Below are 25,158 nucleotides of genomic sequence, written 5' to 3'. Positions count from 1 at the left end.
ATTATGGAAACTACAAAAAAACACAACTGCTGCCTGGGCTGTAAAAACGGAAAACCCGGTCAGAATCAAAACTGCAGGGTACGCCTGCTTAAGGAAGAGCACAAACAGAAAAAAGCCCTGAGTCAGGAAGAGCTTGCTAAAAAGTATTCCTGATCCCTGCAGAGAAGCTTTTCATTTAAAAAATTAAAACACACCACTATGAAATTCAATTGGGGAACCGGACTCGTCATCGGGATGGTAGGCTTTATGAGCTTTATCCTGTACTTTGTGATCACCATGTCTACAGACCGGAAATACAGCTACGATTTGGTTATTGAAGACTATTACAAACACGAGATGAACCTGCAGGGCGCCATAGACGCCACCGCAAACAGCAAACAGCTCGAAACACCGGTAACCGGTACCAAAACCGAAGCGGGTTACCTCATTGCATTTCCTGAAAATTTAGATCCTAAAGCCATTACCGGCTCAGTGTTCCTGTATAGACCGTCTGCCCGGCAACTTGATTTTGACATGCCTATACGCCTGTCATCTTCTAATTTGCTCATACCTGACAAACGCCTGGTTGGCGGTCGCTGGAACATTACCATCACCTGGGAATACGAAGGTAAAAACTACCGCTTTGAGGATGAAATAACCTATTGATTATGATCGTAACGGCGTTTCTTTTCGGACTTTTGGGCAGTTTGCACTGCGTGGGCATGTGCGGGCCTATCGCATTTTTAATGCCGGTAGATCACGGGAATCCACTGAAAAAGTTCTTTCAAATACTCAGCTACCACAGCGGGCGGCTGCTTACCTATGCGCTCATCGGCTTTCTGTTTGGTGCTGTGGGCGAACGTTTAAACCTCTTTGGCTTACAGCAGCAACTTTCTATCGCGGTAGGTGTCCTAATGATCACCGCAGTGGTTATCCCGACCCGTATTTTTAACCACTACAACCTTTCAAAACCCGCGTATAAACTGGTGGGACGTATCAAATCGGCGTTGGGTCAACAGCTCAAAAGCAAACGCAAAAGTACTTTTTTTACCCTGGGTTTATTAAACGGTTTACTCCCTTGCGGACTCGTCTATATGGCGGTGTTTGGAGCTTTGGGCACCGGCGGCGCATTCCATGGCAGCCTGTATATGCTGCTCTTTGGTCTGGGCACCGTACCCCTGATGACTTCAGCCCTGTATCTGGGAAATTTTATAAAAGGCAAAGCCAAAAAACAAATCACCAGACTCATCCCCGTACTGGTGATCTTGATGGGTTGTCTGTTTATTCTTCGCGGTTTGGGATTAGGTATTCCTTATGTTTCTCCTTCAGAAAAGGTTGCTGTGGCGCAGGTTGAGGCGCGGCAGAGTTGTCATTGAGAGATCGCCTCATCCCCTTGCCCTTCTCCCGCCGGAGAAGGGAGCTCAACTCAACTATTTTCAAATTTGAAACTATGATTTTCAGTAGTATAAAATGTTCTTAAAGTTCAAAAATTGAAACTTCAAGATTTAAACTCAGTTGAACATTATTTATTTCCGATTCAGGTATTAACTCTATAATTCCAAAACGACCCTGTGCATATAAGCTAATTGATTCACTAATTCGATAACCAATTAGCAAGAAAACTTTTAAGTCAAAATCATTAGCATCAGAAATATTTTTTGAGGCTATCAATAAAGAAGGCGTGAAACCGAAACTACCAAATACTTCACCAGAATTCCGACTAATCCTATTTGACAATCCAATATCAAGATCTAAATAATCCAAACTAATTTTATAATCTTCAGTTTCAAAACCGTAGATGCTATATTGTGGTGCAAGGTCTATATTGAAAAAATCAGACCCTACATCCATATGTGCAGATATTCCAGCTTGAAAACCACTACTCCATTTAAACCAATCGTTCCCTCTTCCGCCTAAGTCACCGATATAAAATTTATCATTCGGGATTGTGGCTGAAGATCTTGTATAACCCGCCTTAAACCCTATCTCCTGCTGGGCGATAAGGCTTGTAAAGCCGAATATAATGAAGCTAAATAAAAAGAAACTTTTTTTCATTTTTTGTGGTATCTCCTAATCAAATAATCCCTAGTCCTAATACAGCAGGGAGTTTGTAAAAATACTTATACAATTGGTTTGGGAATGCATTTAATAACTTTAATTAATAAGTACTAGTGGACATGAAATGGTTTTGATAACCTAAAGTAAATGTGTTATAGGGATAAATACAACATTGTTCACGCGCGATTGCATCGCGCGAATCTATTATTCATTTTCTTTACCCCCGCGGCTTCTCAATATACCGCTCTCAGTCTTAGACCTCTCCCAACACTCGATGTTACTTTTCTTGACTGCACTTCGACTGCGCTCAGTGTGACACGCTCGAAGTAACATTTTACTAATGAAAATAATTCGAGCCCCAAAACCAATAAGCGATAGCGAGCTAAAGAAAATGAACAGAGCACTCCTATGAATTGGAATCGTAAATTCAATTAGACTTCCTGTTCTTTTGTCTTGATACAAAAGAACCAAAAGATCAAGACTGACAAAGCTTTATCTAAATTTATCATTCGCTCGCTAAATTTTAGAAACTCGCTTGATTATTCTCCTTAAAAATCAAAATACGTTTAGCTCAAACAGTCTAAAATTTTTAACGCTCCCTATTTTCAAATTTTACGCTAAATCTTTGTAGGCCGGTCCTGGTGTTTTAATTAGCTTTTCTCTGGCACAACCTTAAACGAATATTTTTTTAGGACCAGAAATCTTATTCTTTAGTACTCTTTTCTTTTGGTTCGTTTTCTTTGGAGAAGCAAAGAAAATGAACAGATCATTCTAAACAAACTCGAATATACAAATCGACGATAGGAGATTCATAAGATGAAAAATCATTTAGCAACATGAAGTGAAAGAAAAAACCCGCCAAAAAAGCTGAAAAATCAGCATTCAGGCGGGTTACCAACTAAATTGAGTCTAGGGACCCTTAAACAGTCATAGAAAAAAGTTTGGTTTCGGGTTTGTTGCGTTGCAGGCGCAGGTCAAAAGCCAGGCAGATGTTGCGTACAAAGGCTTTTCCCTTTTCGGTGACGCGCAGGCCATTCAGTCTAAATTCGAGCAGACCGTCTGCTTCGAGTTCGCCAAGACGAATGAGGGTTTCGGCCAGACCATCGAAACAAAGTTCGGGTGCATCCCAGCGGGTTTCAAAACGACACATCAGGTTGAGAATATGCTTACGGATCACCAGATCTTCTTCGGTTAGAATATGCCCACGGTAAACGGGCAATATATTGTTTTCAAGCAGGTGATAGTATTCGTTCAGACCTTTGACGTTTTGGGCAAAACTGTACCAGCTGTCGCTGATGGCCGATACGCCCAACCCCAGCATCACTTTAGTTTTCGAAGCATTATACCCCATAAAATTGCGGTGCAGACGCCCTTCTGACTGGGCGAAATACAAATCGTCTGTGGGTAAGGCAAAATGATCCATCCCAATCTCCACATAACCGGCTTCCAGCAATAAGCGCTTGCCGGTCTCGTACTGCTCCCGCTTAGCTTCGGGGGTGGGCAGGTTGGCCTCATCATAGCCCCGCTGGCCATTCCCTTTAATCCAGGGTACGTGCGCATAGCTGTAAAAAGCGATACGGTCTGGAAACAACTGAATGGTCTTCTCTATGGTATGCTTTACGTGATCAAGCGTTTGAAAGGGTAGTCCAAAAATGATATCGTGCCCCACCGAAGTATAGCCCGCCCGGCGTGCCTGCGCGGTTGCCTGCTCCACATTCGCAAACGGCTGAATGCGATTGATGGCCTTTTGTACGGTCTCGTTATAATCCTGCACGCCATAGCAAACGCGTTTAAAACCCAAGGCCGCCAGGGTCTCGAGGTGTGCCAGCGTGGTATTGTTGGGATGACCCTCAAAGCTCATCTCACAATCCGGCGCGCGGTCTGCAACCTTAAAAATCCCGTCGATAAGCAATCTAAGGTTGTGTTCGGTAAAAAAGGTGGGGGTGCCCCCACCTAAGTGCACCTGCTGTATGACCGGTCGCTCCCCTAAAAACGACCGGTACAGGGCAAGTTCTTTTAGCAGCGCGTTGATATACGGAGTCTCTACGCTGTGATTTTTGGTAATGCGTTTGGTACAGCCGCAAAAGGTGCACATCGACTCGCAAAAAGGCAGGTGAATGTACAGACTTATGCCTTCGGTCCTGTTACTCGCTTTAAAACTGTGCTTCAGCGTCTCTTTCCACAAAGCCAGGCTGAATTGCTCCCGGTCCCAATAGGGCACCGTGCGATAACTGGTATAGCGCGGGCCGGGGACGTTGTATTTGGTAACCAAAGCCGTATCAATCATAATTAAAAACTGTAAATACTTCCGGAACCCTCAGCGATTCCGGAAGTAAGATTAGACTTGAAAAAGGTCAATTCCTGCAGGGTTTCTTTCGACTAGATAAGGAGTCCGCCCATGATTATAAGTACATTCAACACGGTACTAAAAACCAAAAGTTTAAAAATGAGTTCCGGTTTTTGTACGGTGAGGATAGAGGCGTTATGCATACTGCAAGCCACCACGCTGAGCATTACAAAAAACATCTGTACCAAATCGTGCCCGTGCATTAAGGTGGTCATCACCGCGGCAGAACCCAGACAGGTGCTTAAAATGATCCCGATAGCGGAATAGCCGATGATGTTATGGGTAAAATCGTCCTGAAGTTTTGAAAAAGTGGTCATACCTGAAAAATTTAAATAGTGATTAAATTACAAGGTAAAAGTACCGGGAAGCTGCAGGGTATTTTATGACTTTTGTCAGGTTACGGTTTTTTTTGAAAGCGTTTTTTGCTAAGTATTCGCAGACCTCCTAAAGTCGGTTTGTGAGTTTAGAGTTCCTATAGTTTGTTCCTTTCTTTTCTTTGCCTGTCCAAAGAAAAGAAACAAAAGAAAAGACACTTTTTCTTAGGTATTTTTGCCCTTAGGGGCAAAACCGCAATAAGCCCCCTAAATTTTCTCCAAGGCTTCGAAAATTTTTAACGGGAACTTTTTGCTATACTGAAGAAAAAGAAGGCTAAAGAAGAATAACTCTAAAACATTAGATTATTTGCCAGTTATTGGAAAATTGTAAGTCATTTAACCCTTCGGATTTGAATACCTCATAACTTTTTAAACAGATTAAATATTAATCTCATAAGCCAATTAAGACGTCAGCATCGGCCTACAAAGGTTTATCGTGAAATTTAGGGCAGAGCGTTAAAGAATAGTCCTGTGGACTATTCTAGCGAATGAGCCAGCTTGCCGCGTTGGCCCTGCATTACTTAAAAGTAGAAGCGAGTTTCTAAAATTTAGCGAGCGAATGATAAATTTAGATAAAGCTTTGTCAGCCTAGCCCCGAAGCTTCGGGGTTGGTTCCTTTTTTCATCGATGGAAAAAAGGGACAGGAAAACGAAATGAAAAACTAGTATTCTTTTTAGATCAGTGCCCATAATTAGTTTTGGACCCCGTGAACCTCGCACCTCGGTTTGCTTCTCCAAAGAAAACGAACCAAAAGAAAGGAGCCTTTTTTATCTGTCTCGCCTATTGGTTTTGGCCAGATATAATGTGCCTATGATAATTTGGGTTTTACATTGTTATTACTCTCAGGCACATTTCTTAGGTATTTTTGCCCTCAGAGGCAAAACCGCAATAAGTCCCCTAAATTTTCTCCAAGGCTTCGAAAATTTTTAACGGGAACTTATTGCTATACTGAAGAAAAAGAAGGCTAAAGAAGAATAACTCTAAAACATTAGATTATTTACAAGTTATTGGAAAATTGTAAGTCATTTAATCCTTCGGATTTGAATACCTCATAACTTTTTAAACAGGTTAAATATAAATCTCATAAGCCAATTAAGACGTCAGCATCGGCCTACAAAGGTTTATCGTGAAATTTGAAATGAGGGAGCGTTAAAAATTTTAGACTGTTTGAGCTAAACGTATTTTGATTTTTAGAGAGGTAATCAAGCGAGTTTCTAAAATTTAGCGAGCGAATGATAAATTTAGATAAAGCTTTGTCAGCCTAGCCCCGAAGCTTCGGGGTCGGTTCCTTTTTTCATCTATGGAAAAAAGGGACAGAAATACTCATTGAAGTAATAGTTTCATTTAAGGTCTTCGCAGATCTCAACGTTGCATTAGCTCGTTGTCGATTATTAATTAAATTGTAAAGTTGTTTTACCCTAAATAATAAAGAAATCAAACCTGTCGTACATCCCATCCCGGCCTTCCCTTCAAAGGGAAGGAGCATAAAAGTCTCCCTTTGAAGGGAGATTTAGATGGATGTTACAAGTGTTTTGACACAATCTTCATTCAACAAACACAAAACACAAATCCTGTAATGCATCTTCAAAAAAGCAGACTATTAACCCCATAACGACACCAACCTATGATGAAATATACATTCCTGCTTTTGCTCGCTTTTGCTGCCTGTAAACCCACTACCAAAACAGAAGAACCTGTACAAGCTCAGACCGAAGCAAAGGTTCCCCAAAACCTTCAAAACATCCTCAACGCCCACGGCGGACTCGACACTTGGGATACGTATAAAACCCTTGAGTTTACGATTCCCGGGGAGCCGGTTTCAGAGATACATACGATTGATTTGCATTCGCGGAAAGACCGCGTAGACCGCGACAGCGTTTCTTTGGGTTTTGACGGGAACAGCGTGTGGCTGCACGATCCCGCAAACAGCTATACAGGCAATCCGGAATTTTACCACAACCTGATGTTCTATTTCTACGCGATGCCTTTTGTACTCGCCGATCCCGGAATTATCTATGAGGAAACCGAAGCCCTTGTGGTAAACGACACCACTTATGCCGGACTCCAAATCAGTTTTGAGCCGCAGACCGGGGTTTCTGCAAACGACGAGTATTACCTATATTACGACACCAAAACCTACCAAATGCGCTGGCTGGGCTATACCGCTACCTTTGGTGCCGAAGAAAAAGGCGACCAAATAACCTATATTGCCTACAACGACTGGCAAAGGGTGGGCGAAGTCATATTGCCGCGCAGCATCACCTGGTACACCAGTGAAAACGGAAAGCCTATGAATCCGCGGAGAACGGTGAATTTTGAAAACGTTAGCCTGAATACCGCTTCAAAACCTGACGCGTTTTACCAAAAATCCATAGTGCAACCGGAAAACTAATTTGCTATGAAAGCACACCAAAAGAAGAGCCTTAAATACCTGTTGATAATCGCCGCTATTCTGGTGCTGTATTTCAGCGGTATGCTCACCCCCATCACCGCTACCGTACAACGCGGCCTGCTGATGACCGGCATCTTTAATCCCAGCCTAAACGAAGTGCCCGACAACACCAACAAAACCGTGGTCAAAGGCACCAATACGCCCAAAGTGGTTCCCGGCGACATGGCTGATCTGGATGTGCAGTTTTTTAATGAAGCGGGCGAACTCATTAATCTCAAGGCTATGCCGCAGCAGCCTTATTTTATCAACTTCTGGGCGACCTGGTGCCCGCCCTGCATTGCCGAAATGCCCGGAATCGCAGAGCTTTACGCCGATAAAAAAGACAGCGTCAACTTTGTACTGGTTTCGTTTGATACCGATTTTGAAAAGGCCAAAGCCTTTAAAGCCAAAAAAGGCTACGACTTCCCCATTTACCGCGTGGCGTATGATTTGCCCGCGATGTACAACACCGGCAGCCTGCCCACTACCATCGTGATTGATGCCCGGGGCCGCCTCGCCCTGAGCCATATGGGTATTGCTAATTACGATACCGCTGATTTTAGAACGTATTTAGAAAGCTTGAAATAAGCCTTGATATTCTTACGATACAGAAAAGAGAGGACTAAAGAATACTATTTCTAGTTCCAATTTTTAAAACGGCCTACTTTTTACATTTGTAGTAAAACAAGCAAACACCGCAGCGATGGGCAGTAGAGGATGGCTTAGCGCAGCGGTTTGCCATCCGCACGATAAGGGGTTTGCGTAGTTTTCAAGGATGTAAAAATAAGCCTAGCCCCGAAGCTTCGGGGTTGGTTCCTTTTTTCATCGATGGAAAAAAGGGACAAGAATACTCATTGAAATAATAGTATTCTTTTTAGATCAGTGTCCACAATTGGTAAGGGATCTTGTAAATCTCCTAACGCCGATTTGCGAATTTTCAACATCTCAAGAATATTCCTTTCTTTTCTTTGCCTGTCCAAAGAAAAGAAACAAAAGAAAAAGAGGTCTAAAGAAGAATAACTCTAAAACATTAGATTATTTGCCAGTTATTGGAAAACTCTAAGTCATTTCATCCCGCGAGTTGAAATAATTTAGATATGAAATCTCTCAAACAGTTAGGATTAGGCTCCCTTCTCCGGCGGGAGAAGGGCTAGGGGATGAGGAGAACGATAAATTTAGATAAACCTTTCTCAGCCTTGATCTTCTTGCCCGGCTGACTAGACGGGTTGTTTCTTTTGCATCAAGGCAAAAGAAAGGAAAGCTTATTCGTAACCGATATTATTAAAGTTTTGATTGATCGTGATTCGAAGGTGATGAGCCTCCTAAAGTCAGTTTCTTTTTTGGGCGATGCAAACCGAGGCACGAGGTTCACGAGTTCCCGTATAATACAAATGACACGAGCTAAAAAAGAAAAGAAAATACTTCAAACTATAAATATCTATGGGAAATTAAAACCACAAGGAACGCGATACAATCGCGCACAAACGGAGGGGTTTGCCGCTGTGAAACTTTTGGGAAAATAGCCTGAATTTTAGCAGCATCTTATGAAAGTTTGGTCTTAATTTTGCGTCCCAGTAATCGAACTTTGTATAACGAAAGACGTGCATTACAAAATGGATTACCAAGCCCCGATTTTTATGAAAAATAGAATCATCATAGCAGCTTTAATTGCCGGAACATTGGCCCTGAGCCTCCTGTTTAACGGGTGTGCCAATAAACCCGGTACTGCAAAAGATAAAGCCCAGCTTGAAGCTCAGGCACCTGAGGCTGTACAGGCAGACAGCCTTACTTACGAGCCCACTCAGGAAGAAGCCACGGCATACTTTGCCAGCGGCTGTTTTTGGTGTGTGGAAGCCATCTACGAAAGCGTGGAAGGCGTACGTGAAGCCGTTTCCGGATATGCCGGCGGCCATACCAAAAACCCTACCTATGAAGAAAGCAACACCGGCCGCACCGGTCACGCCGAAGCGGTTAAGGTGATTTACGATCCCGCAAAAGTGAGTTTTAGCCAGCTGGTAGATGTGTATTTTGGTTCGCAAGATCCTACGCAGGTAAACGGGCAGGGACCCGATCGCGGTTCGCAATACCGCTCGATTATTTTTTACCAGAATGAAGCCGAAAAGGAAATTATAGATCAAAAGAAAGCCGCGTTGGCCGAAAAACTGGGCGAGCCGGTAGCCGCAGAGGTTAAACCTTTTGATGTGTTTTGGGAAGCGGAAGCCTACCACCAAAACTACGAGGTACAGCACCCCGATAATCCCTATATTCAAAACGTATCGATACCCCGTTTAAACCGCTTTAAAGCGAAGTTTCCTGAACTTTTAAAAGCCAACAGCCACTAAGGTATAGTTTGTAAAAAACACAAAGCCCTTTCTGTTTGGAAAGGGCTTTTTTATGTGATGAATAGGGGTTTGAGAATTAATTGTTAATGGTTAAATGGGAGTGCTTAGTTCAACGGTTTGCATATGGCTTGTGTCGATTTCGAATCACTTTCGGGCCCTGCGCTCCGAAACCAAAATTGGCTACGAAGCGAAATATTGCCTAGCATCCGTTTACCCGATTTAAGCTATATGTGCTGCTGTAGTGCATTTTTCTTTTTAGATTCTTCCTTTTTCAACAAGCTTTCTGTAATGTTCCCCTAAGACTGTTAGCTTACAGGACTTTGATTCCATTGCAGCGTGCCACATATGAGGAGCATCAATAGGAGTAACAAGGTTTAAACGATTGAATTTTTGCAAAAGCGAAAATAATCTTGTGTTCTCTGGAATTGGATCAGGCATTTCGTCATCACGACCTTTTATTTCAGGTTCGAATGTTGGGTCTAATGAGAATTCAAATCCTGCTTTCGGGAATAATTCAGCAATTCGTCTTAAATCTTCAATAGGAATAGAAGGTGCAACTTTTCGAAGTGAAACGAACTTTTTTACATTAGTCTTAAATACTGGTCTCTGTTCCCAAGCACCTAAGGATTGATCAATATGAGCGTATATACTTCCTGGAGTAATATCTCCCGTCAAGTTTGCCGCACTTCCATTTAAGGCGTCAACAAGTAAAGTTGTAAATACTCCGCTACCATTTGCTTCTGTTGCATATTGGTCTTTGGTAGAGGCGGTTAAAACTGTAAGTCCTTCAGATAGATTGGCTAACTGGTCACCACTTGGAGAAGAACCGGCAATACCCGAGTGACAGCTATCCAAAATAATCACTTTATTTATCGCAGGTGATTTGTTTGCTAAAATTAAAATCTCAGCAAGTGATACACCTTCATCTCCCCGACTGGAGTCGGAAGCTAATAAATAGCCACCTGTTGATTCAATGTGGCCATGACCTGCAAAATAGAATAATGCAATTTCAGAATCAGTAGTAAAAAGTTGTTCTATATCATCCTTTAAACTTGCTCTTGAGATTGAATCGCTATAGCTTGAAGCTGTTATCAATTTACAATCGAAATTCACATCTCCGCCACTATTCCTTTCTAATACGGATTTCACATTATAAGCATCGTTTACACAGCCATGTAACTCAGAACCATGCTGATAATAATCTATTCCTACAATCAATGCTATTTTCATAATACTTAGTCTTTATAGGCTATCTATGAAATCTGAAATATTCTTATCAGACCATACTTTAGTATTTACTCCAACTATATTTGTCCGATCATATCTGTATGCCCAAATTCCCAAAACTCTCTTTTTCTCTTCCTTGGCACATTGAATTTCCCATTTTTGACCGCTAGAATTCAATGAATTCTCACTCACCAAAATAATTACACCATCTGATCTTCGAATGCGGGTACGAACTCTTTCTTTCCATTCAGAATCATAGGGTTGTTTTACAGACATATCGACAAATTCATAAGGAGCTCTAGGTGATAGAGATTGACCTTTTAAAAAATCTCTTTGTCTTTCGTCTTCAATTGCAAAAGCAATAAAAAGTACTTTTTTATTAGTCATAACTGATATTTTAATGTTTAGATTTTTATACTACTTACGAATTTCTCCAAATTAGTCCATGACCAAAGCACAACTCTTCTACCTTTTAATTCTGGAGGTATTGCCCCTTTGTCATTCTTTCTAATGTGCATTCCAATTATTGGTTTTTTCTCTTCCCTTGCACATTTAATTTCCCATCTCGCCCCTCCTGCATGCCAAGTATTTTTACTCAAGAGAACAATAACTCCGTCACTTCTTTTAATTTTTGTGCGACATTTCTTTTTCCACTCAGATTGTCTCCAAGGTTTTTTAGCTGACATGTCCATAAATTCAAAAGGAGATTTTTTGTTCTTAACCTGACTTATCAAGTAATCTCTATATATAGAGTCTTCAATAGCGAAACTTATAAAGATTCGCCTTGACCTTTGAGGTTCTTCTCCAAATATCCAATCAAATATTCCCAATCGTTAATTTTTTATTGTCTCCATTCAGGTGTCATAATTCTTAATGCCTCCTTAATTCCCAAACAGTCATAAATTGGATAGCTCTCTCGTAAATCGGTCAGATTGAAGTATGCTTTGAGTTTATATTCATTTTCTGACTTGATATACGTTCCATATCTCAATCCGTCAGTTACAATAAGTCTTTTGCAGTTTTCTTTTCCTTGTGCATAACCTTGTGCCTGACTTTTTGCAGATAAACAAGAATTACCTTTTTTCTTAGCTTCAACTACTACAGATAGATTATCATCCTTTCTTGGAAGCTGGTCAAAAAGAGCTAAATCTACTTTATGCCATTCAATTGCCATTTTTTGTGGTGTCCACCCTAACGCTCTTAAAATTGGAACAACCAAATAAGAAACAGTTTCGAACTCAGAAGGAGTTGCTTTTCCCACATACCATTTTGCAATTCTCCTGAGTTCGTCAAACTCCTTGGTTAAGTTTTCAATTGAATTGCTTGAGGTTCCTTGCTCAAAAAGATATTCAGCGATTTCATTTTGGTCTATTGAGCGTCCTTCTTTAGGTAGTTCTGTTAGCTGCTTGTCATACTGTTCTTCAGGAATATTGAGTTCTCTTAACCAATCTTTGACAACATCAGAAGTCATTTCTTGAGTTGTGTCTCCTTGTTTCAGAGCGTAAGTGTTAAAGTACTTTGGAGTGTTAATTCCATTCCATAGCCAATTCACACGTCTGACGTGTTGTAAATCCCAACCATCAACATCTCCAAAACATTCGAGCCATTCATAGTCTCCAATTATTTGACCAACTCCAAGGACAGTATTTGTTCCTAATCGAAGAACAACTAAATCTCCATTTTCCATTTGTTCGGCAAAACGCCATAAGTCAGTTCTTTTTTTAGATTTCCAACCGTGGTTTTTTAAGATTTCATTGCACTCAGGATATTTTCCTGCATAACCGGGTCCATTAAGAATGACGTCCCATTTCAGACAGATTCTTGAATAATTTCTGTCTGTATCTCCGCAAGCTTGTTGCCATATTTTCTTGTTCTCAATTATCATTTATCAAATGCGCTATAACTGTCTTGTATATGAAAGGAAGCGGTTCCAAGCACAAAATTCTAAGCTTACAACCGATCTTAAATTATTTATTTTCTGTTAATTAATTGATTAATACGCTATTTCTATATACCTTTTTTACTACTATGCTCAGACTAATTTTAGAATTCGTCTATTATTTCAACAGTCTGTTGAGCGAAAGGACTATTATCTATTTGCATTTGTAAAACTCTCCTGAAATTATTCAATTCTCTCTGCTCAATTAACTCTTGTATTCTAGTTCTACCTGTAAAGTTTTTTTGTAGTATTAATTCGATAGCATCATCAATCCCAGTTAGCGTACTCGGCATATCATACATAATTGCTGTTGGTGCATTTTTAGGGTCTAATTGAAACCACAAATGATGTTTTCTGAATTTTGCTTTCATCGCGTTAGCTGAAAAGCCATTACGTTTATAAAAAATGTGGGCTTTTTCCCTTATTAAACCTTTCAAATCATTTGGAATGACAACCTTGAGCTTAAACTCTGTGTATTCAACACCATCAATCTTCATAGTTTCCGCGGTGTGAACACTTTCTACTAAATCTGCAATAAAATTTTTATAGTACCCAATTGCTAATGCAGTGGTAGGATAGAGGCTTAAATGACCTAATTTGTAATGCTCTCCTATCTTCAACATATAAGATTCACAAGCAGATTTTATTGAAGCTTCATCATTTTTTTCAAAACGAGGCATATAAATTCCGTTGAAGTCAGATGGAAGTTTTATACCGCTTTCGACTAATAAAAAAGACTTATTATGGCCCATTGCTCCTAAAAATAACGCCATTTCCAGAATGACGTTGTCTCTTGCTTCTATAACTAATTTTTCATTAGTTTCTGTCAAATCATCAGCGGTCCCAACGAAAACTCCAAAATCGAAATAATTTGACATTCGGATAAGGTTATCAAATGTACTTCGGTTTGGTTCCCAAATATCAGGTTCAGACCAAATAAAGCAATCAGCTATCTCTGATAAATGAACTTTAACTTTTATTGCAACTTCTAATCCAGCCTTTGAAGAACCGATAAATATTTTTGGTCTAATCATACATTTATACTTTTCTTTAAATCAATAAATATTGCCTCAATTTCTGAGAGCAATTTACTTAAGTCATCTCTTTTTGTTTGGTGATATCTGAAGATATAATCTCTTCCGTCAACAGAGACTAAATTGTTAGCTTTATCATCATTTGTAACAATATCCTTCATTTGATTATAAATGATCGGCACTAATTCATAGAATGTGAGACTTTTATAAATATTAGGGCTAATATCATAACATATAGCATTGATATCAAAACTTGTTAACGAGATGTCTTGATTAGAATTTGCTTTACTATTTTTAAGAAATCTAATCATTTTCTTTAATCTTCCATTTGTTTCTGAACTTCTCTCGTTTATTCTCTTTATGCTTAAAAATGGATAATCAGGATTTTCTTTTGAATTTGAAGCCTTGTTATAAATTTGAATACCTCTATAATCTCCTTTATTGTTTATTATTGAAGAAATATCATCATACCAATTTGCAATAACTATATCAACTTCTCTGTTTAAACTTAAATTCTTAATCTTAATTGCCTTTGGCTTCGAAGTATCACAGACGCTATAGATCCCCCTTAAAATATTCTCGCTATTATTTCTTAAGTCTCTTAAATCTTGTATTGAGTTACCTAAATATGGTGATGTATTTACTTCTCTTTCTAATTTCTCAATTGAAGAATTATAATATTTTGCTCGTCGTTCAGAGCTAGCTAAAAGTTCTTTAATTCTACTTGCATCGTATGAATAAAATTTGTCTGAAATTGTCAATAGGTCTATGTCACTGTATCCCCTTATGTGTGTGTTGGTCATAACGGAACCTTGATATCTAAAGGAAACATTTTCTAATTCTCTATTAAGGTGCTCTTTAACCCGTTCTCCTGCATTTTTACTTTTTTGAGTATATTCCGGTTCAACACTTTTCATTGCAAGCCTAACATAAATTAAGACCTTACTATATGAAATTGTTGCTAATTCATCAGAAAACGACTTTTTTAAGGCAAAATTTTCGGGATTAATTCTGCCTCTTACACTTGATATTAATTGTTGGTAGTCTTGTTGCATTAAATTTCAATTATAGTTACTCAGCCATTTATATTAATATTATAAATCTACCAAATCCCCCTAATTAAAAAGTAAGGAAATCCTCAATTTGCTGGTTTTAAATGTGATTTAGGGGAAAAACACCCGCATTCAGACCTCGTTATGTTCAATCTGCAAGTCAGGCTTTAAAGCATAGCACATACTAACCTGCCGTTTTTATAAGGTTTTCTTTATCAAAAGCGATCAGTAGAACTCCCAGAATAAAGCCGCTAAGGAGTCCGCCTACATGTGCTGCGTTATCAACACCTGTCGAAAAGAACCCAAAGATCAAACTTACTCCCGCATAAAGAACCAGTAGGCCCCAGGTTAATGTCCGTGTTCCTGTTGAATAAATCCTGAATACCGTAAAAGCTAAAATTAACCCGTAAAGACCAAAAATGGCACCTGAAGCGCCTACACTTACTATATTCTCATGCCAGTAAATACTCGCAAAGCTGGCGAGCACACCACAAGCTATAAAACTTAGAATGAACCTGACTTTTCCCAAAACATCTTCAAGTAAGATAGCGCCAAATACCAGTCCCACCATATTCATAACGAGATGAATAAAACCGGAGTGAATAAAAATAGATGTAAAAAGCCTCCAGTATTCTCCCTGTACTACTTCCGTTTTTCTAAGCCCTCCAAGTTCTAAAAGTTCGGTTCCTGTAGGCGAGACGAAACTTATACCAGAAAAAATCATCCCTACAAAAACTCCAATGTTTACAAAGATTAAAATAGCTGTTCCTCCTTTGGATCCTAACGGGTTTAAAAATCTCAAAATAGCTCTAAGATCGTCATCTTCCAGGGGTTTATTCTTTTTGAAGTTACTCAAAGTAGATTCGTCGATTTTTTGATAAAGAAGAGATAACAGGATTACCATACAACCAATACCAAACGATCCGAACACCCAGGGTAAAGTGTCACCTAATCGTTCTTCAAATTCATCCGCTTTAGGAATCAGAATTATTTGTTGGTTTTCAACTGCACTGGGACTTTCATTTTTAATCGCTTGCATATAGCCATCCCAATGATCAGAATATGCCACTTTTTCAAAGTAGGATACATCCTGAAAAGGATAATTGGCAAAATCCCTTTCCGAATACTTCAGAAAATTGCTGAACCAGGCATTCTGCTGCGTAGTTGTGCCCGTATTGCCGGTACTCTCGTTGTATTCAACGCCATACCAGGCATTTTCGGCATTTTCAAAAGGGCAGGCCAAATACAAAAAGAAATTGAGACGGTCATTTCCCTTTCCCGATGTTCGTGCAGTGGCATACGCTACACGCGCATCTTTATTTACCCGAAAATTGTTGATTTTAAAATACTTTTCAGCCCCAAGACTTTTAATCTCGCTTGCATTTTCTAGGGTGACCAGATCAAATGCAGCTTTTTTTATATACTGCTGGCTTATAACTATAGGAGCAACTATAGCAAAAATCATTAGAGCCTGAATAGCTGTACGCCCCCTGTCTGGATCTTTAAGTTTTAAAATTCTGATTGGGCGTCTAAGCCAAATCGATACGGGCAACACCGGAATTATAAAAGGGATCCAGATATCAAGCAGGTCTTCCTTTAATGGAAGTATGCCAAGCCTGATATCAAAAACCCATCTGAAGAGATTATAAAAAAATATAGTACAGATGGATACTAATACAAAGGGCAGGTAGATCTCCTTTAATTTAATTCTGAAGTCTTTCAATGTCACTTAGGTTATTGGTTCTGCAAAATAAGGGTTTGCTTAAAGTGTTGTACCGTTTAGAATTCGTTTTATTCAGCTTCTGATATCCTTAAATAATAATCTGTTTTTCACACCACCGTGCTCAGGAATACGATTCCAAAAATCCAACCTAAATAAAGTACGGTATACGTAAGTGAATACGAAATTGACAGGAGCAGATTTCCCTGGGTTTTATTCGATTTGGTAAATACCAGTTTTAAGGCTCTAAAGAATACCCAGTACAGCATCAGGATAATGATAAACAACGAAAACCAAAACAAGGCTTCTAAGAGCAGCATCAATACAATTAAAGCCAGGGTCATGACAATCCATAAAACAATGGAAAGCAGGAGTCCACCTATACCCGCTCCTACATCAGCGTCCGGAGTTTTAAAAGTTCCATTGATATCGTGAGCAAAAAGATCACCCGCTTTATAGCTCTTGTATTTGGGAAAATCATCCTGAAGACCCACGCCTTTATACAGGCCATACGCCATAAATAGAAACAGAATTAAGCCAATTATGGAAAGTGAAAGATAAAGATTTGCGGTAATTGCGCGATTATAATTGATTCCGGTTAACCAGACTGTCAGAAACGTAGCCAGAATTACCAGTATCGAAACTACAAATACGGTTTTGCCTTTTAGGTAATTTTTCTTTGGTGTTCTTTTCATTGGTTTGCCCAAATTTAAGGCATTGACTTAAAAAACAAAGAAGTCCGTAAACTAACGGACTTCTGCTTTTTTGTGCCCTTGCAAAAGCAAGATAAGGGCAGTCAGACCCGGTCGTATAAATGCGAAACAGAAAGGAGAAATCAAGTTGGGTGAGGGAACTTATTTCTGTTGGGTCTAACCGGCACGTTTTAAAGTTAGTTTATTTTAATCGTTTGATTTTGAGGAATTCCTTACAAAAAGTAAGCGAAATGAAAATTTGTTACTTTTCTTTAGCTTTTTTTAAATAAAGTGATGTTTTGGGTTAAAAATTAAGTGCATTCTCAGTCTCAATTTTTAAAACAGCTTGCTTTTTAGTGCTATACTGAAGAAAAAGAAGGCTATTTATAGTCTTGAAGAAATACAAGTTTAAGCATAGCAACAAAGAGAAGCATTCAGGTTTTCAGTGAAAAAGCCAATTAATACGTCAGGACGGGCCTATCAGAAGGGTCTCATTAAATTTGCGGTGAACGTAGCGTGGCAGGCGGTTCTGTTTGAGGCCAGCGGCCGAGTTAAGCGCATGCAGCGCAGTGAACAAAAAATTTAGAGAACCTTCTGTAAGCCTTGATCTTTTGGTTCTTTTGTATCAAGACAAAAGAACAGAAACATTAATTGAAGTCCTGGCTTTGTTTTAAGTTATTAAATCTCAAACCCCAAAAAAAGTATTAGAAAATATGATCTTAAGACTGCTATTTTAAAGCATTTTCAATCTGATCAAAAAGAACTTCCCTGTCCATAGGATAACCTGCTTTAGACAATTCGAAAGTTCCGTCTTTTTTAAGAATGGCGTAGGTAGGATAGCTGGTGCTGTCAAGGGTTCCCATTATGTTTTTGGTGAGTTCATCTGAAGCCAAAATGTGCGTTCCTTCAAGTTTGTAATAGGCTATCAGTTCTTTCCATTTCTCTTTATTTTCAAGATCGAAATTAGCGATATACAGATACTCTAAATCCCGGTCTTCAAAGTGTTTCTTAATCGCTTCCGAATTTAATGAAAACTCCTTAGGGCACGGCCCGCACCATGTTCCCCACATATCAAGCAGTACGGTTTTACCTTTTACCAACTCCAATACCTCATCAAAAGTTGTATAGGTATCTGCATTTTCGATAATCTGCATCTTATCGGTAAGTTTACGCTCCCTTTTTGCTTCGATCTCTTTTATTGCAGGCTCTAGATATGGAATATATGCGCTGTTGGGATATTTTTTTACAAACCTTGAATAAATCTCGGGCAGGCTGTCTTCCTTATCATCAATAGCGCTTTTAAATAGCGTGGCATATAGAAATTCAGCGGTCTTTCCTTCAAAATGTTTATTGATAATCTTCTCCCTCAATACGTTCTCCCGGTCATTATTATATAATTCAAGAGCTTCCTCCTGAGTAGCTGTATCGTAGTAATAGGGAAGCAGGTCATCATGACTCCACACATATTCTTTAAGACGTATTAAATGTAAAGGAAGAAAATAGACATAATCGGGGATGTCAAAAAGCGCGGTATTGTTCATAGGTAATTTAAGCGTAAGGGAGTCTGCAACCGCCTGCCACTTGCTTTCATTTCTTTTAAAAGCTTCTCCTGCATAGAATTTTTGTGCTCCGCTAAATGTCAGATACGTCCATAACGGAAAATACTCAGCATATAAATCTGTAACTTCAACAAGGGATTGATCAGGACTGTACTTTTCGTTATAATCCTTTAAGATTTGTTTATGCTCTGCATTCTTTAAGGTAATTGCTTCAAGCACATTATAGGGCAAAGAATCCTTTTGATAGGCTTCATACGATTCCCGGTCACTCAAGACTTTTTGAAGCAAGGGCTGATTATTGCGATAGCCTTTGCCCTGAACCACTAGCGTAGAATCCGGATTTTTTGCATCAAACGAAACCTCCAGGCTATCTCCTGGGGAAACATAAAATGCGTAGGTGAAAAATTCTTTAGTGTCACTGTTATGATACCCGGCATTGATAAAAAGAGGCCTTGAAATCTGATCCTGCCAGGTGGCTTTCCCCTCTGCTAGTGCAACTTCTTTAACCCGTTCTCCAAACAGTACAGCGGCTTTGGTATAATCTGAGTTAGCGAAATAAACCTGATCGACGGTAGCATTCTCAATATTCAGTGCTATTTGTGTATTGGTTTGAGCCTGGGCTAAAAAAGGAAGGATTACTGCAATCCAGACAAACATTCTCATAATTTGATTTTTTGCTTAATTACTAGTTTCAAAACTTGCAGCAAAAAACAGTAGGGAATGCTTTTAATTCAGAATTAACTTCTTACAAGTTTATTAGAATTTTAAATATAGAGACATAATCTGAAAAATGCCATAAGAATGTTATGGTTTTACGTAAATCTGTTTTAGTTCTTTTCAAAAAGCGCTATCGTATAATCAAGTAACCCGCTATCACCGGGATCACCGTGACCGGGTACCACGATTTGCACATCGGGATAGGCGGCTTTTACCTTGCGTACCGTATCTGACCAGCTGTCCTGATTGGCATCTTCCAGATTGCCTTTTGAGGCATCTAAAGCTTTAATAAGGCAACCACCAAAGAGAATGTTTTCACGGGCAAAATAGCCCACCACATCATCAGTGGTATGCCCTTCCCCAAAAAAACGAGCGGTGGCTTTTTGATCTCCAACTACCAGAACCAGCAGATCTTCAAAAGCATGTTGCGGCACGGCGTAATCCTTTTCCTGAGCCAGAGCAATGGTTTTGCTGTGCGCATAAGACGGAATCATTTGCTCGTGAAAAGCCTGCAATCCACCCAGGCAATCGGCGTGAAAATGCGTGGGGATCACCGCCTTCACTTTAGCCTGTAAGCTGTCTTCAATCCAGGTGATGAGTTCGTACGAACCCGCATCATCAGTAGGCGTGTCGTAGACAATGGTCTCGTTTCCATCACGAACTATAAGACCATTACAGGCCACATAGCCAAAATCCCGGGTTTGTAAAAAGGAGGTATGCAAAAACGCGTTTTCGGAAAGACGGGTGATGACAAGCCGCTCAGATTGATAGATGATTTCGGGATCTGAGGCATAGGCCCTTTGAAAACCAAACAGCGACACAAAACACAACAACAAACCAAATTTAAAAGCGGCAGGCATAGAAAAAGCAGGGAATTAGCGTAAAACTTGAGTGACTGCTACCCGAAGATAGCGGGGCAAAGATATCTTTTTATCAGCTCCGAAAACCATCAGTTTCGAGCCAAAAGTATAGCATCCCCCAGGCAAAGGCTACTCAAAGCCTAGGATAGAGCATCAGAGAGTATGAAAATGAGAGTTCAAAACTCAAAATTTCACATTTTATTAACATTTAAAACCGAAGCAGACTGGTCTCAAAACAAACGACCGGTACTACCGGTCGTTAAAAAAGGTTTTATCTAAAACCTGATGATTTGTGATTTTGAAATTAGTAAAAATTTTTGATGGTGCTTTGAGGTATTCTTCATTTCCAATCCTCAATCCCTCATTCACTGTCTTAAAAAATCGAGAAGAGGCCATAAAAGAGCACTAAAAAGTATCGGTTACCTAAAACCAAATGTCTTTCGTCTTTCGTCTTTCGTCTTTCGTATTTCGTATTTCGTATTTCGTATTTCGCACTTTCCACCATTTACCTCTTACCTTTCACCCACTCACCTCTCACTCCCCCGCATTTCCCTATCTTTAGAATTCAAAAAACAACCCAGTATGCTTAAATCCATTCTTGCATTAACCATCGCCATCCTGCTTTCCGCCTGTGCCGGTCAAAAACAGTTGATTAAAAGCGGAAGCACTCCACGACTGCTCTCAGACCAATTCAGCTTTACCGAAGGCCCAGCGGCAGATGCTTCCGGCAACGTATATTTTACCGATCAGCCTAACGACCGTATTTACAAATGGGATGCAGCAACCGATAGTCTTTCGGTATTTATGGAAGGTGCGGGCCGGGCTAACGGACTCTATTTTGATGCTTCCGGGAATCTGTTGGCTGCTGCCGATAACAAGTCTGAACTCTGGAGCATTTCGCCCCAAAAAGAAGTGAAGGTTTTGGTCGAAAACTTTGAAAACAAACGCCTTAACGGACCTAACGATATCTGGATTGCCCCAAACGGCAACCTCTATTTTACCGATCCGTTTTACAAAAGGCCGTATTGGGAGCATAGCGAAAAGGAAATCGAAGCCGAACAGGTGTACCTTTTAACCCCGGCAGGTGACCTGCGTATCGCCGCGACCGATTTTGTAAAACCCAACGGAATCATTGGCACCCCGAATGGAAAAACCCTTTACATCGCTGATATTGGCGCAAACAAAACCTATGTGTTTACCATTGCCGAAAATGGCGACCTTACTAACAAAAGGCTGTTTACAGAACAGGGTTCAGACGGTATGACGCTTGATAGCGCGGGCAATGTGTACCTCACAGGCAAGGGCGTGACCATTTATGATCCTAAAGGAACTCAGGTGGAACACATTCCCATTCCTAAAGATTGGACGGCCAACGTCACCTTTGGCGGAACAGACCGCAAAACTCTTTTTATCACCGCCCAGCAGGCGGTTTACCTGCTGGAGATGAATGTACAAGGAGCAAAGCGCTAATTTCAGGAAACCGGAAACCTTCCGGAGGAATTACACCTTAGGCAGTTCCCAGCCGTTGTTGTAACGGGCACCCACAAGGGCGTCTGCCTCGGCGTCGTTAAACGAGCCGCTCGCGGCATCCCAATAGATCTTTTTACCGGTTTTATAGGCGATATTGCCCATATGCGCGGTGATGGCTGCAACGCTGCCGGTCTCAACTCCGCAGGCCAGCGCGCTTTTATCGTTGTTGCGTATGGCGTCGACGAAGTTTTTAGCATGCTTATCCAGCGCATTGCCTTCAGGTCTGATAAGGTCTATGCGGTCAATTTTGGTTTTCCACTCCCCGTCTACACGCTGACCTTCCGGGATGACTTCCCAGCCGCCGCGGTTTACCACCAGCGTACCGTTATTGCCTATAAACGCGATCCCTTCGGTACGCCCGTAAGGCCCGCCGTCAATACCGGTAGCGTGTTCCCATAACAGGTTATAATTATCAAACTCATACACCGTCTGAAGCGTATCGGGAGTTTCGGAAGCATCATCAGGGTAGGCCAGCTTTCCGCCGGAGGCTAGAATTGATTTTGGTGCTTTGGCACCCATCGCAAAAAGAGCTATGTCGAGTTCGTGCACACCCCAGTCGGTCATCAGACCGCCTGCATAATCCCAAAACCAGCGGAAATTGAAGTGAAAGCGGTTTTCATTAAACGGACGCTCCGGCGCAGGACCCAGCCACATCACATAATCTACTCCGGGAGGCGGAGTCGTATTGGGTTTTTCGGGTACGGGATTCATCCAGCCCTGATACGCCCAGCATTTTACAAGTCGGATCTGTCCCAGTTCACCCGATTGTACGTATTTAATCGCCTCATCATATTGCTGCCCGCTGCGTTGCCACTGCCCCACCTGCACCAGCTTGTCTGACGCGTTGGCGGCTTTGAGCATGACGTTACATTCTTCAATACTGTTGGCCAAAGGTTTCTCTACATACACGTGCTTACCCGCCTGAAGCGCATCAACCATATTGAGGCAGTGCCAATGGTCTGGCGTGCCAATGATGACGGCATCGATGTCCTTGTTTTCCAGCATCTTGCGGTAATCGGTATAGACTTTTGGGGCTTTGCCGGTAAGTTCCTGTACCTCAGCACTGCGGCGGTCGAGCACCCGCTGATCTACGTCGGCCAAAGCGACGCAGGTCACATTAGGCAGTTTTAAATGCGCCCGCATATTAGACCATCCCATCCCGTTACAGCCTATTACCGCAAAGTTCATACGGTCATTGGCTCCAAAAATAGAAACCGGATTTGCCAATAACGACCCCGAAAGGCTTAAGCCTGCGGTAGCCAAAGTGGTTTGCCGTAAAAATTTGCGTCTGGGAAGATTGCTCATAGGTAAAGATTTAAAATTAACCTTTACAATATAGTCAATTTTACTATATCGATTTCTTTGGAAATGGGTTTTGACTCTTGATTCTTCTAAAGACCCATGTTTTGGAACTCGATAAGGAAGCATTTAACATATACACATACAATAGAATCCAAAACATGTTATCTCGGAAGGATTGGCATCTGTAAATACTATGTTATCCATTAAATTTGAATTAAGGAGGGGTTTTATTCTTTAGCCCTCTTTTTCTTCAGCATAGCAAGAAGTACCCGTTAAAAATTTTCGAAGCCTTGGAGAAAATTTAGGGGGCTGCTTGCGGTTTTGCCTGATAAGGCAAAAATGCCTAAGAAAAAGTGTCCTTTCTTTTGGTTCGTTTTCTTTGGACAAGCAAAGAAAATGAACAAAACTATTATTTAAATGGATTTTTACTTAGAACAGGGTTAATATACAATCAATACAAAAACCAAGTCTGTGTGTGTTCATTTATAGAAGTATTAAACCTGATATGCTTAGTATGAGGTCTCGACTGCACTTCGACAAGCTCAGTGTGACACGCTCGACCTGACATTAGAATACCGATTGTGGCTGATTACGAGCAATCTCTAAAAGCTATTTAATTCTTCGTTTTGGTATAACTCAAAAAATTACCCCGCGGTAAATACAGGAGTGTTAAGGAATCTTCGGTAAGCTCATCAATCGCATAATTCATCGTATCACCTTCCTGAGTCAAAATCAGATATTGGGTGTCGGGATTTGACGGCTGTCCATCGGGCAACTGGTCTGCAATGCGCAAGGTATAGGTATCTGATGTGTCTTCCATACCTTCATATCCCACAAGCAGCTGCTCATCGGTCACTTTTAAGTACGATTTGGAATCTTCTGTACTCACCCAGACTCCCTGCAATTGCGCCAAAGTTGCGTCTTCCCGGGTTTCAAAAACGGGTTCGTTTTGACTGCTTAGCGTATCAGGTTCTGTGGTTTGAGGTTCTTCTGCCACAGTATTTTTTTCGGTGGAAGGTTTACAGGAAAGTATCAGAACCGCAAGCAAAATCAGGTAAGGTTTCATAAGTTGGTATTTTGAGTTCTACGAAACTAGTTTATTAGGACAATTGGGATGGGTTTTATGGGATTTAATTTTGCCTTTAGAATTACTTGTATTTATACCCATTTGATAAAAAACATTTACTCTACGGAGAAACTTTAGCATCTGAAATAAAAGAACAGATCTGTTCTTTTATTTCGGAATGCCGTAATTTTAAAAGAATCTCATCTAAGTTTCTTAACGTGAACGTCATAAAAGTATTACTCGTTGCATTCCTTAGCTTTACCTGTTCAGCTCAGGAGGCTTTATTTGATAGGGTTTTGGGGACTGAGCCGGCAAAAACTCTGGATACGCTAGTTGCCGACTTTGAAAATAATTTTCTCAAGAAGAATTATCCCGATCTTCAAACTACAGACGCCTATCGCCAGTTCTTGATGGATGTACGGAATGAAAACCAATTTGCTTTTGGTATTTCAAAAGAAGCTCGAAAACGTTTCGCAACAAGTACCCTGCGTTATAAAGTCTATAAATACCCAGACTCGGTATGGATTTTACCAAATAGTTCTTATGATAGAATCGAATCTGATTCGATCAGCATTCTTAGGAGTGATTTTCCGTATATCAAAGCAAGATATAAGTATAAGCTGGCTGATGGCTCTTATGAATATACGTATTCACGAGGTGGAAATATCGAGCTTATTAACGAAGCTAAATACGATTCTATCATAGCCGCGGCACTAAAACAGCCAGAATTTAATACCGTGGGTAGCTACATGCAGGCATTAGAAGCTATTAATCATTTCAGCCCTTTTCTTACGAAATTCTATGAGGTTAAGCTTTCATCAGGTTTCTTACATCCATATATGGCCGGAGCATTTGTCACCAGAGGAGCTGATCTTGAAGATGAAGTAATACGGAAGATTATTGTTTTGGAGTTTGCTTATTAAAAACTC

Annotated in this window: 23 protein-coding genes; 8 read left to right on the top strand and 15 right to left on the bottom strand. The window is 40.4% G+C overall.

The annotated features are described in order from the left end of the window. Window positions 1–3 precede the first annotated feature (3 nt). The 3 genes from CJ305_RS19455 to CJ305_RS07875 are packed head-to-tail and all read left to right on the top strand — an operon-like array spanning window position 4 to window position 1,355. A complete protein-coding gene (locus CJ305_RS19455; RefSeq protein ID WP_189319407.1) occupies window positions 4–153 on the top strand; it encodes a hypothetical protein in 150 nt (49 codons plus the stop codon). A gap of 45 nt (window positions 154–198) precedes the next feature. Further along, window positions 199–645: a FixH family protein gene (locus CJ305_RS07880; protein WP_099645715.1), complete on the top strand. Its 447-nt coding sequence runs from the start codon at window positions 199–201 to the stop codon at window positions 643–645. Between the two features lie 2 nt (window positions 646–647). Beyond that, window positions 648–1,355, top strand: coding sequence for a sulfite exporter TauE/SafE family protein (locus tag CJ305_RS07875; RefSeq protein WP_099645714.1), 708 nt, complete (start codon window positions 648–650; stop codon window positions 1,353–1,355). 100 nt (window positions 1,356–1,455) lie between these two features. Here CJ305_RS07875 and CJ305_RS07870 read toward each other — a convergent pair whose 3' ends face one another. The 3 genes from CJ305_RS07870 to CJ305_RS07860 form a co-directional block, all read right to left on the bottom strand. Then, window positions 1,456–2,034: a hypothetical protein gene (locus tag CJ305_RS07870; RefSeq protein ID WP_099645713.1), complete on the bottom strand. Its 579-nt coding sequence runs from the start codon at window positions 2,032–2,034 to the stop codon at window positions 1,456–1,458. A gap of 922 nt (window positions 2,035–2,956) precedes the next feature. Beyond that, a complete protein-coding gene (gene hemN, locus CJ305_RS07865; protein WP_394340047.1) occupies window positions 2,957–4,321 on the bottom strand; it encodes an oxygen-independent coproporphyrinogen III oxidase in 1,365 nt (454 codons plus the stop codon). Window positions 4,322–4,416: 95 nt separating this feature from the next. Then, the gene (locus CJ305_RS07860; protein WP_099645711.1) at window positions 4,417–4,701 is read right to left on the bottom strand and encodes a hypothetical protein; all 285 of its coding nucleotides are present in this window, start codon (window positions 4,699–4,701) and stop codon (window positions 4,417–4,419) included. Between the two features lie 1,681 nt (window positions 4,702–6,382). On the opposite strand from CJ305_RS07860, the gene CJ305_RS07855 reads away from it, so the two are divergent. The 3 genes from CJ305_RS07855 (at window position 6,383) to msrA (ending at window position 9,531) form a co-directional block, all read left to right on the top strand. Then, window positions 6,383–7,150, top strand: coding sequence for a DUF6503 family protein (locus tag CJ305_RS07855; protein WP_099645710.1), 768 nt, complete (start codon window positions 6,383–6,385; stop codon window positions 7,148–7,150). Window positions 7,151–7,156: 6 nt separating this feature from the next. Continuing rightward, a complete protein-coding gene (locus CJ305_RS07850; RefSeq protein WP_099645709.1) occupies window positions 7,157–7,777 on the top strand; it encodes a TlpA family protein disulfide reductase in 621 nt (206 codons plus the stop codon). Window positions 7,778–8,826: 1,049 nt separating this feature from the next. Continuing rightward, window positions 8,827–9,531: a peptide-methionine (S)-S-oxide reductase MsrA gene (gene msrA / locus CJ305_RS07840; RefSeq protein WP_099645900.1), complete on the top strand. Its 705-nt coding sequence runs from the start codon at window positions 8,827–8,829 to the stop codon at window positions 9,529–9,531. Window positions 9,532–9,786: 255 nt separating this feature from the next. Here msrA and CJ305_RS07835 read toward each other — a convergent pair whose 3' ends face one another. From CJ305_RS07835 to bla, 10 genes are all read right to left on the bottom strand, one after another. Further along, window positions 9,787–10,761, bottom strand: a complete 975-nt coding sequence (locus CJ305_RS07835) for a caspase family protein (RefSeq protein WP_099645707.1) — start codon at window positions 10,759–10,761, stop codon at window positions 9,787–9,789. 12 nt (window positions 10,762–10,773) lie between these two features. Continuing rightward, the gene (locus CJ305_RS07830) at window positions 10,774–11,145 is read right to left on the bottom strand and encodes a TIR domain-containing protein (protein ID WP_099645706.1); all 372 of its coding nucleotides are present in this window, start codon (window positions 11,143–11,145) and stop codon (window positions 10,774–10,776) included. Between the two features lie 17 nt (window positions 11,146–11,162). Further along, window positions 11,163–11,588, bottom strand: a complete 426-nt coding sequence (locus CJ305_RS07825) for a TIR domain-containing protein (RefSeq protein WP_223248829.1) — start codon at window positions 11,586–11,588, stop codon at window positions 11,163–11,165. Window positions 11,589–11,599: 11 nt separating this feature from the next. Further along, window positions 11,600–12,643, bottom strand: a complete 1,044-nt coding sequence (locus CJ305_RS07820; RefSeq protein WP_099645705.1) for a hypothetical protein — start codon at window positions 12,641–12,643, stop codon at window positions 11,600–11,602. A 158-nt stretch (window positions 12,644–12,801) separates the two neighbouring features. After that, entirely contained in the window at window positions 12,802–13,731 is a 930-nt protein-coding gene (locus tag CJ305_RS07815; RefSeq protein WP_099645704.1) for an STING domain-containing protein, read from the bottom strand. Next, window positions 13,728–14,786, bottom strand: a complete 1,059-nt coding sequence (locus tag CJ305_RS07810; protein ID WP_099645703.1) for a nucleotidyltransferase family protein — start codon at window positions 14,784–14,786, stop codon at window positions 13,728–13,730. The genes CJ305_RS07815 and CJ305_RS07810 overlap by 4 nt, the downstream gene beginning before the upstream one ends. 181 nt (window positions 14,787–14,967) lie before the next feature. Then, complete coding sequence (locus CJ305_RS07805; RefSeq protein ID WP_143469359.1) at window positions 14,968–16,248, bottom strand: rhomboid family intramembrane serine protease; 1,281 nt, start codon at window positions 16,246–16,248, stop codon at window positions 14,968–14,970. Window positions 16,249–16,613: 365 nt separating this feature from the next. Then, window positions 16,614–17,198, bottom strand: coding sequence for a hypothetical protein (locus tag CJ305_RS07800; protein ID WP_099645701.1), 585 nt, complete (start codon window positions 17,196–17,198; stop codon window positions 16,614–16,616). Between the two features lie 725 nt (window positions 17,199–17,923). Next, a complete protein-coding gene (locus tag CJ305_RS07795; RefSeq protein WP_143469358.1) occupies window positions 17,924–19,417 on the bottom strand; it encodes a TlpA family protein disulfide reductase in 1,494 nt (497 codons plus the stop codon). A gap of 164 nt (window positions 19,418–19,581) precedes the next feature. After that, complete coding sequence (gene bla, locus CJ305_RS07790) at window positions 19,582–20,331, bottom strand: subclass B1 metallo-beta-lactamase (RefSeq protein WP_099645699.1); 750 nt, start codon at window positions 20,329–20,331, stop codon at window positions 19,582–19,584. A 582-nt stretch (window positions 20,332–20,913) separates the two neighbouring features. On the opposite strand from bla, the gene CJ305_RS07785 reads away from it, so the two are divergent. After that, window positions 20,914–21,801 (top strand): SMP-30/gluconolactonase/LRE family protein, encoded by an 888-nt coding sequence (locus CJ305_RS07785; protein ID WP_099645698.1) that lies wholly within the window; start codon window positions 20,914–20,916, stop codon window positions 21,799–21,801. A gap of 30 nt (window positions 21,802–21,831) precedes the next feature. On the opposite strand, the gene CJ305_RS07780 is transcribed toward CJ305_RS07785, so the two are convergent. Beyond that, complete coding sequence (locus CJ305_RS07780) at window positions 21,832–23,166, bottom strand: Gfo/Idh/MocA family protein (RefSeq protein WP_099645697.1); 1,335 nt, start codon at window positions 23,164–23,166, stop codon at window positions 21,832–21,834. Between the two features lie 610 nt (window positions 23,167–23,776). Then, complete coding sequence (locus CJ305_RS07775; RefSeq protein WP_099645696.1) at window positions 23,777–24,229, bottom strand: hypothetical protein; 453 nt, start codon at window positions 24,227–24,229, stop codon at window positions 23,777–23,779. Between the two features lie 218 nt (window positions 24,230–24,447). Here CJ305_RS07775 and CJ305_RS07770 point away from each other — a divergent pair, with 218 nt between their 5' ends. Beyond that, window positions 24,448–25,152, top strand: coding sequence for a hypothetical protein (locus tag CJ305_RS07770; RefSeq protein WP_143469357.1), 705 nt, complete (start codon window positions 24,448–24,450; stop codon window positions 25,150–25,152). Window positions 25,153–25,158: the final 6 nt, after the last annotated feature.

The sequence above is a fragment of the Leeuwenhoekiella nanhaiensis genome (assembly GCF_002744755.1).
Lineage (GTDB): Bacteria > Bacteroidota > Bacteroidia > Flavobacteriales > Flavobacteriaceae > Leeuwenhoekiella > Leeuwenhoekiella nanhaiensis.
This window is presented reverse-complemented; position numbering and strand designations above follow the sequence as displayed.

Bases quoted from the DNA above. Each gene is read 5' to 3' on its own strand.
- CJ305_RS19455 (WP_189319407.1), top strand. From the start codon at position 4: ATGGAAACTACAAAAAAACACAACTGCTGCCTGGGCTGTAAAAACGGA.
- CJ305_RS07880 (WP_099645715.1), top strand. From the start codon at position 199: ATGAAATTCAATTGGGGAACCGGACTCGTCATCGGGATGGTAGGCTTT.
- CJ305_RS07875 (WP_099645714.1), top strand. From the start codon at position 648: ATGATCGTAACGGCGTTTCTTTTCGGACTTTTGGGCAGTTTGCACTGC.
- CJ305_RS07870 (WP_099645713.1), bottom strand. From the start codon at position 2,034: ATGAAAAAAAGTTTCTTTTTATTTAGCTTCATTATATTCGGCTTTACA.
- CJ305_RS07860 (WP_099645711.1), bottom strand. From the start codon at position 4,701: ATGACCACTTTTTCAAAACTTCAGGACGATTTTACCCATAACATCATC.
- CJ305_RS07855 (WP_099645710.1), top strand. From the start codon at position 6,383: ATGATGAAATATACATTCCTGCTTTTGCTCGCTTTTGCTGCCTGTAAA.
- CJ305_RS07850 (WP_099645709.1), top strand. From the start codon at position 7,157: ATGAAAGCACACCAAAAGAAGAGCCTTAAATACCTGTTGATAATCGCC.
- msrA (WP_099645900.1), top strand. From the start codon at position 8,827: ATGAAAAATAGAATCATCATAGCAGCTTTAATTGCCGGAACATTGGCC.
- CJ305_RS07835 (WP_099645707.1), bottom strand. From the start codon at position 10,761: ATGAAAATAGCATTGATTGTAGGAATAGATTATTATCAGCATGGTTCT.
- CJ305_RS07830 (WP_099645706.1), bottom strand. From the start codon at position 11,145: ATGACTAATAAAAAAGTACTTTTTATTGCTTTTGCAATTGAAGACGAA.
- CJ305_RS07820 (WP_099645705.1), bottom strand. From the start codon at position 12,643: ATGATAATTGAGAACAAGAAAATATGGCAACAAGCTTGCGGAGATACA.
- CJ305_RS07815 (WP_099645704.1), bottom strand. From the start codon at position 13,731: ATGATTAGACCAAAAATATTTATCGGTTCTTCAAAGGCTGGATTAGAA.
- CJ305_RS07810 (WP_099645703.1), bottom strand. From the start codon at position 14,786: ATGCAACAAGACTACCAACAATTAATATCAAGTGTAAGAGGCAGAATT.
- CJ305_RS07805 (WP_143469359.1), bottom strand. From the start codon at position 16,248: ATGATTTTTGCTATAGTTGCTCCTATAGTTATAAGCCAGCAGTATATA.
- CJ305_RS07800 (WP_099645701.1), bottom strand. From the start codon at position 17,198: ATGAAAAGAACACCAAAGAAAAATTACCTAAAAGGCAAAACCGTATTT.
- CJ305_RS07795 (WP_143469358.1), bottom strand. From the start codon at position 19,417: ATGAGAATGTTTGTCTGGATTGCAGTAATCCTTCCTTTTTTAGCCCAG.
- bla (WP_099645699.1), bottom strand. From the start codon at position 20,331: ATGCCTGCCGCTTTTAAATTTGGTTTGTTGTTGTGTTTTGTGTCGCTG.
- CJ305_RS07785 (WP_099645698.1), top strand. From the start codon at position 20,914: ATGCTTAAATCCATTCTTGCATTAACCATCGCCATCCTGCTTTCCGCC.
- CJ305_RS07780 (WP_099645697.1), bottom strand. From the start codon at position 23,166: ATGAGCAATCTTCCCAGACGCAAATTTTTACGGCAAACCACTTTGGCT.
- CJ305_RS07775 (WP_099645696.1), bottom strand. From the start codon at position 24,229: ATGAAACCTTACCTGATTTTGCTTGCGGTTCTGATACTTTCCTGTAAA.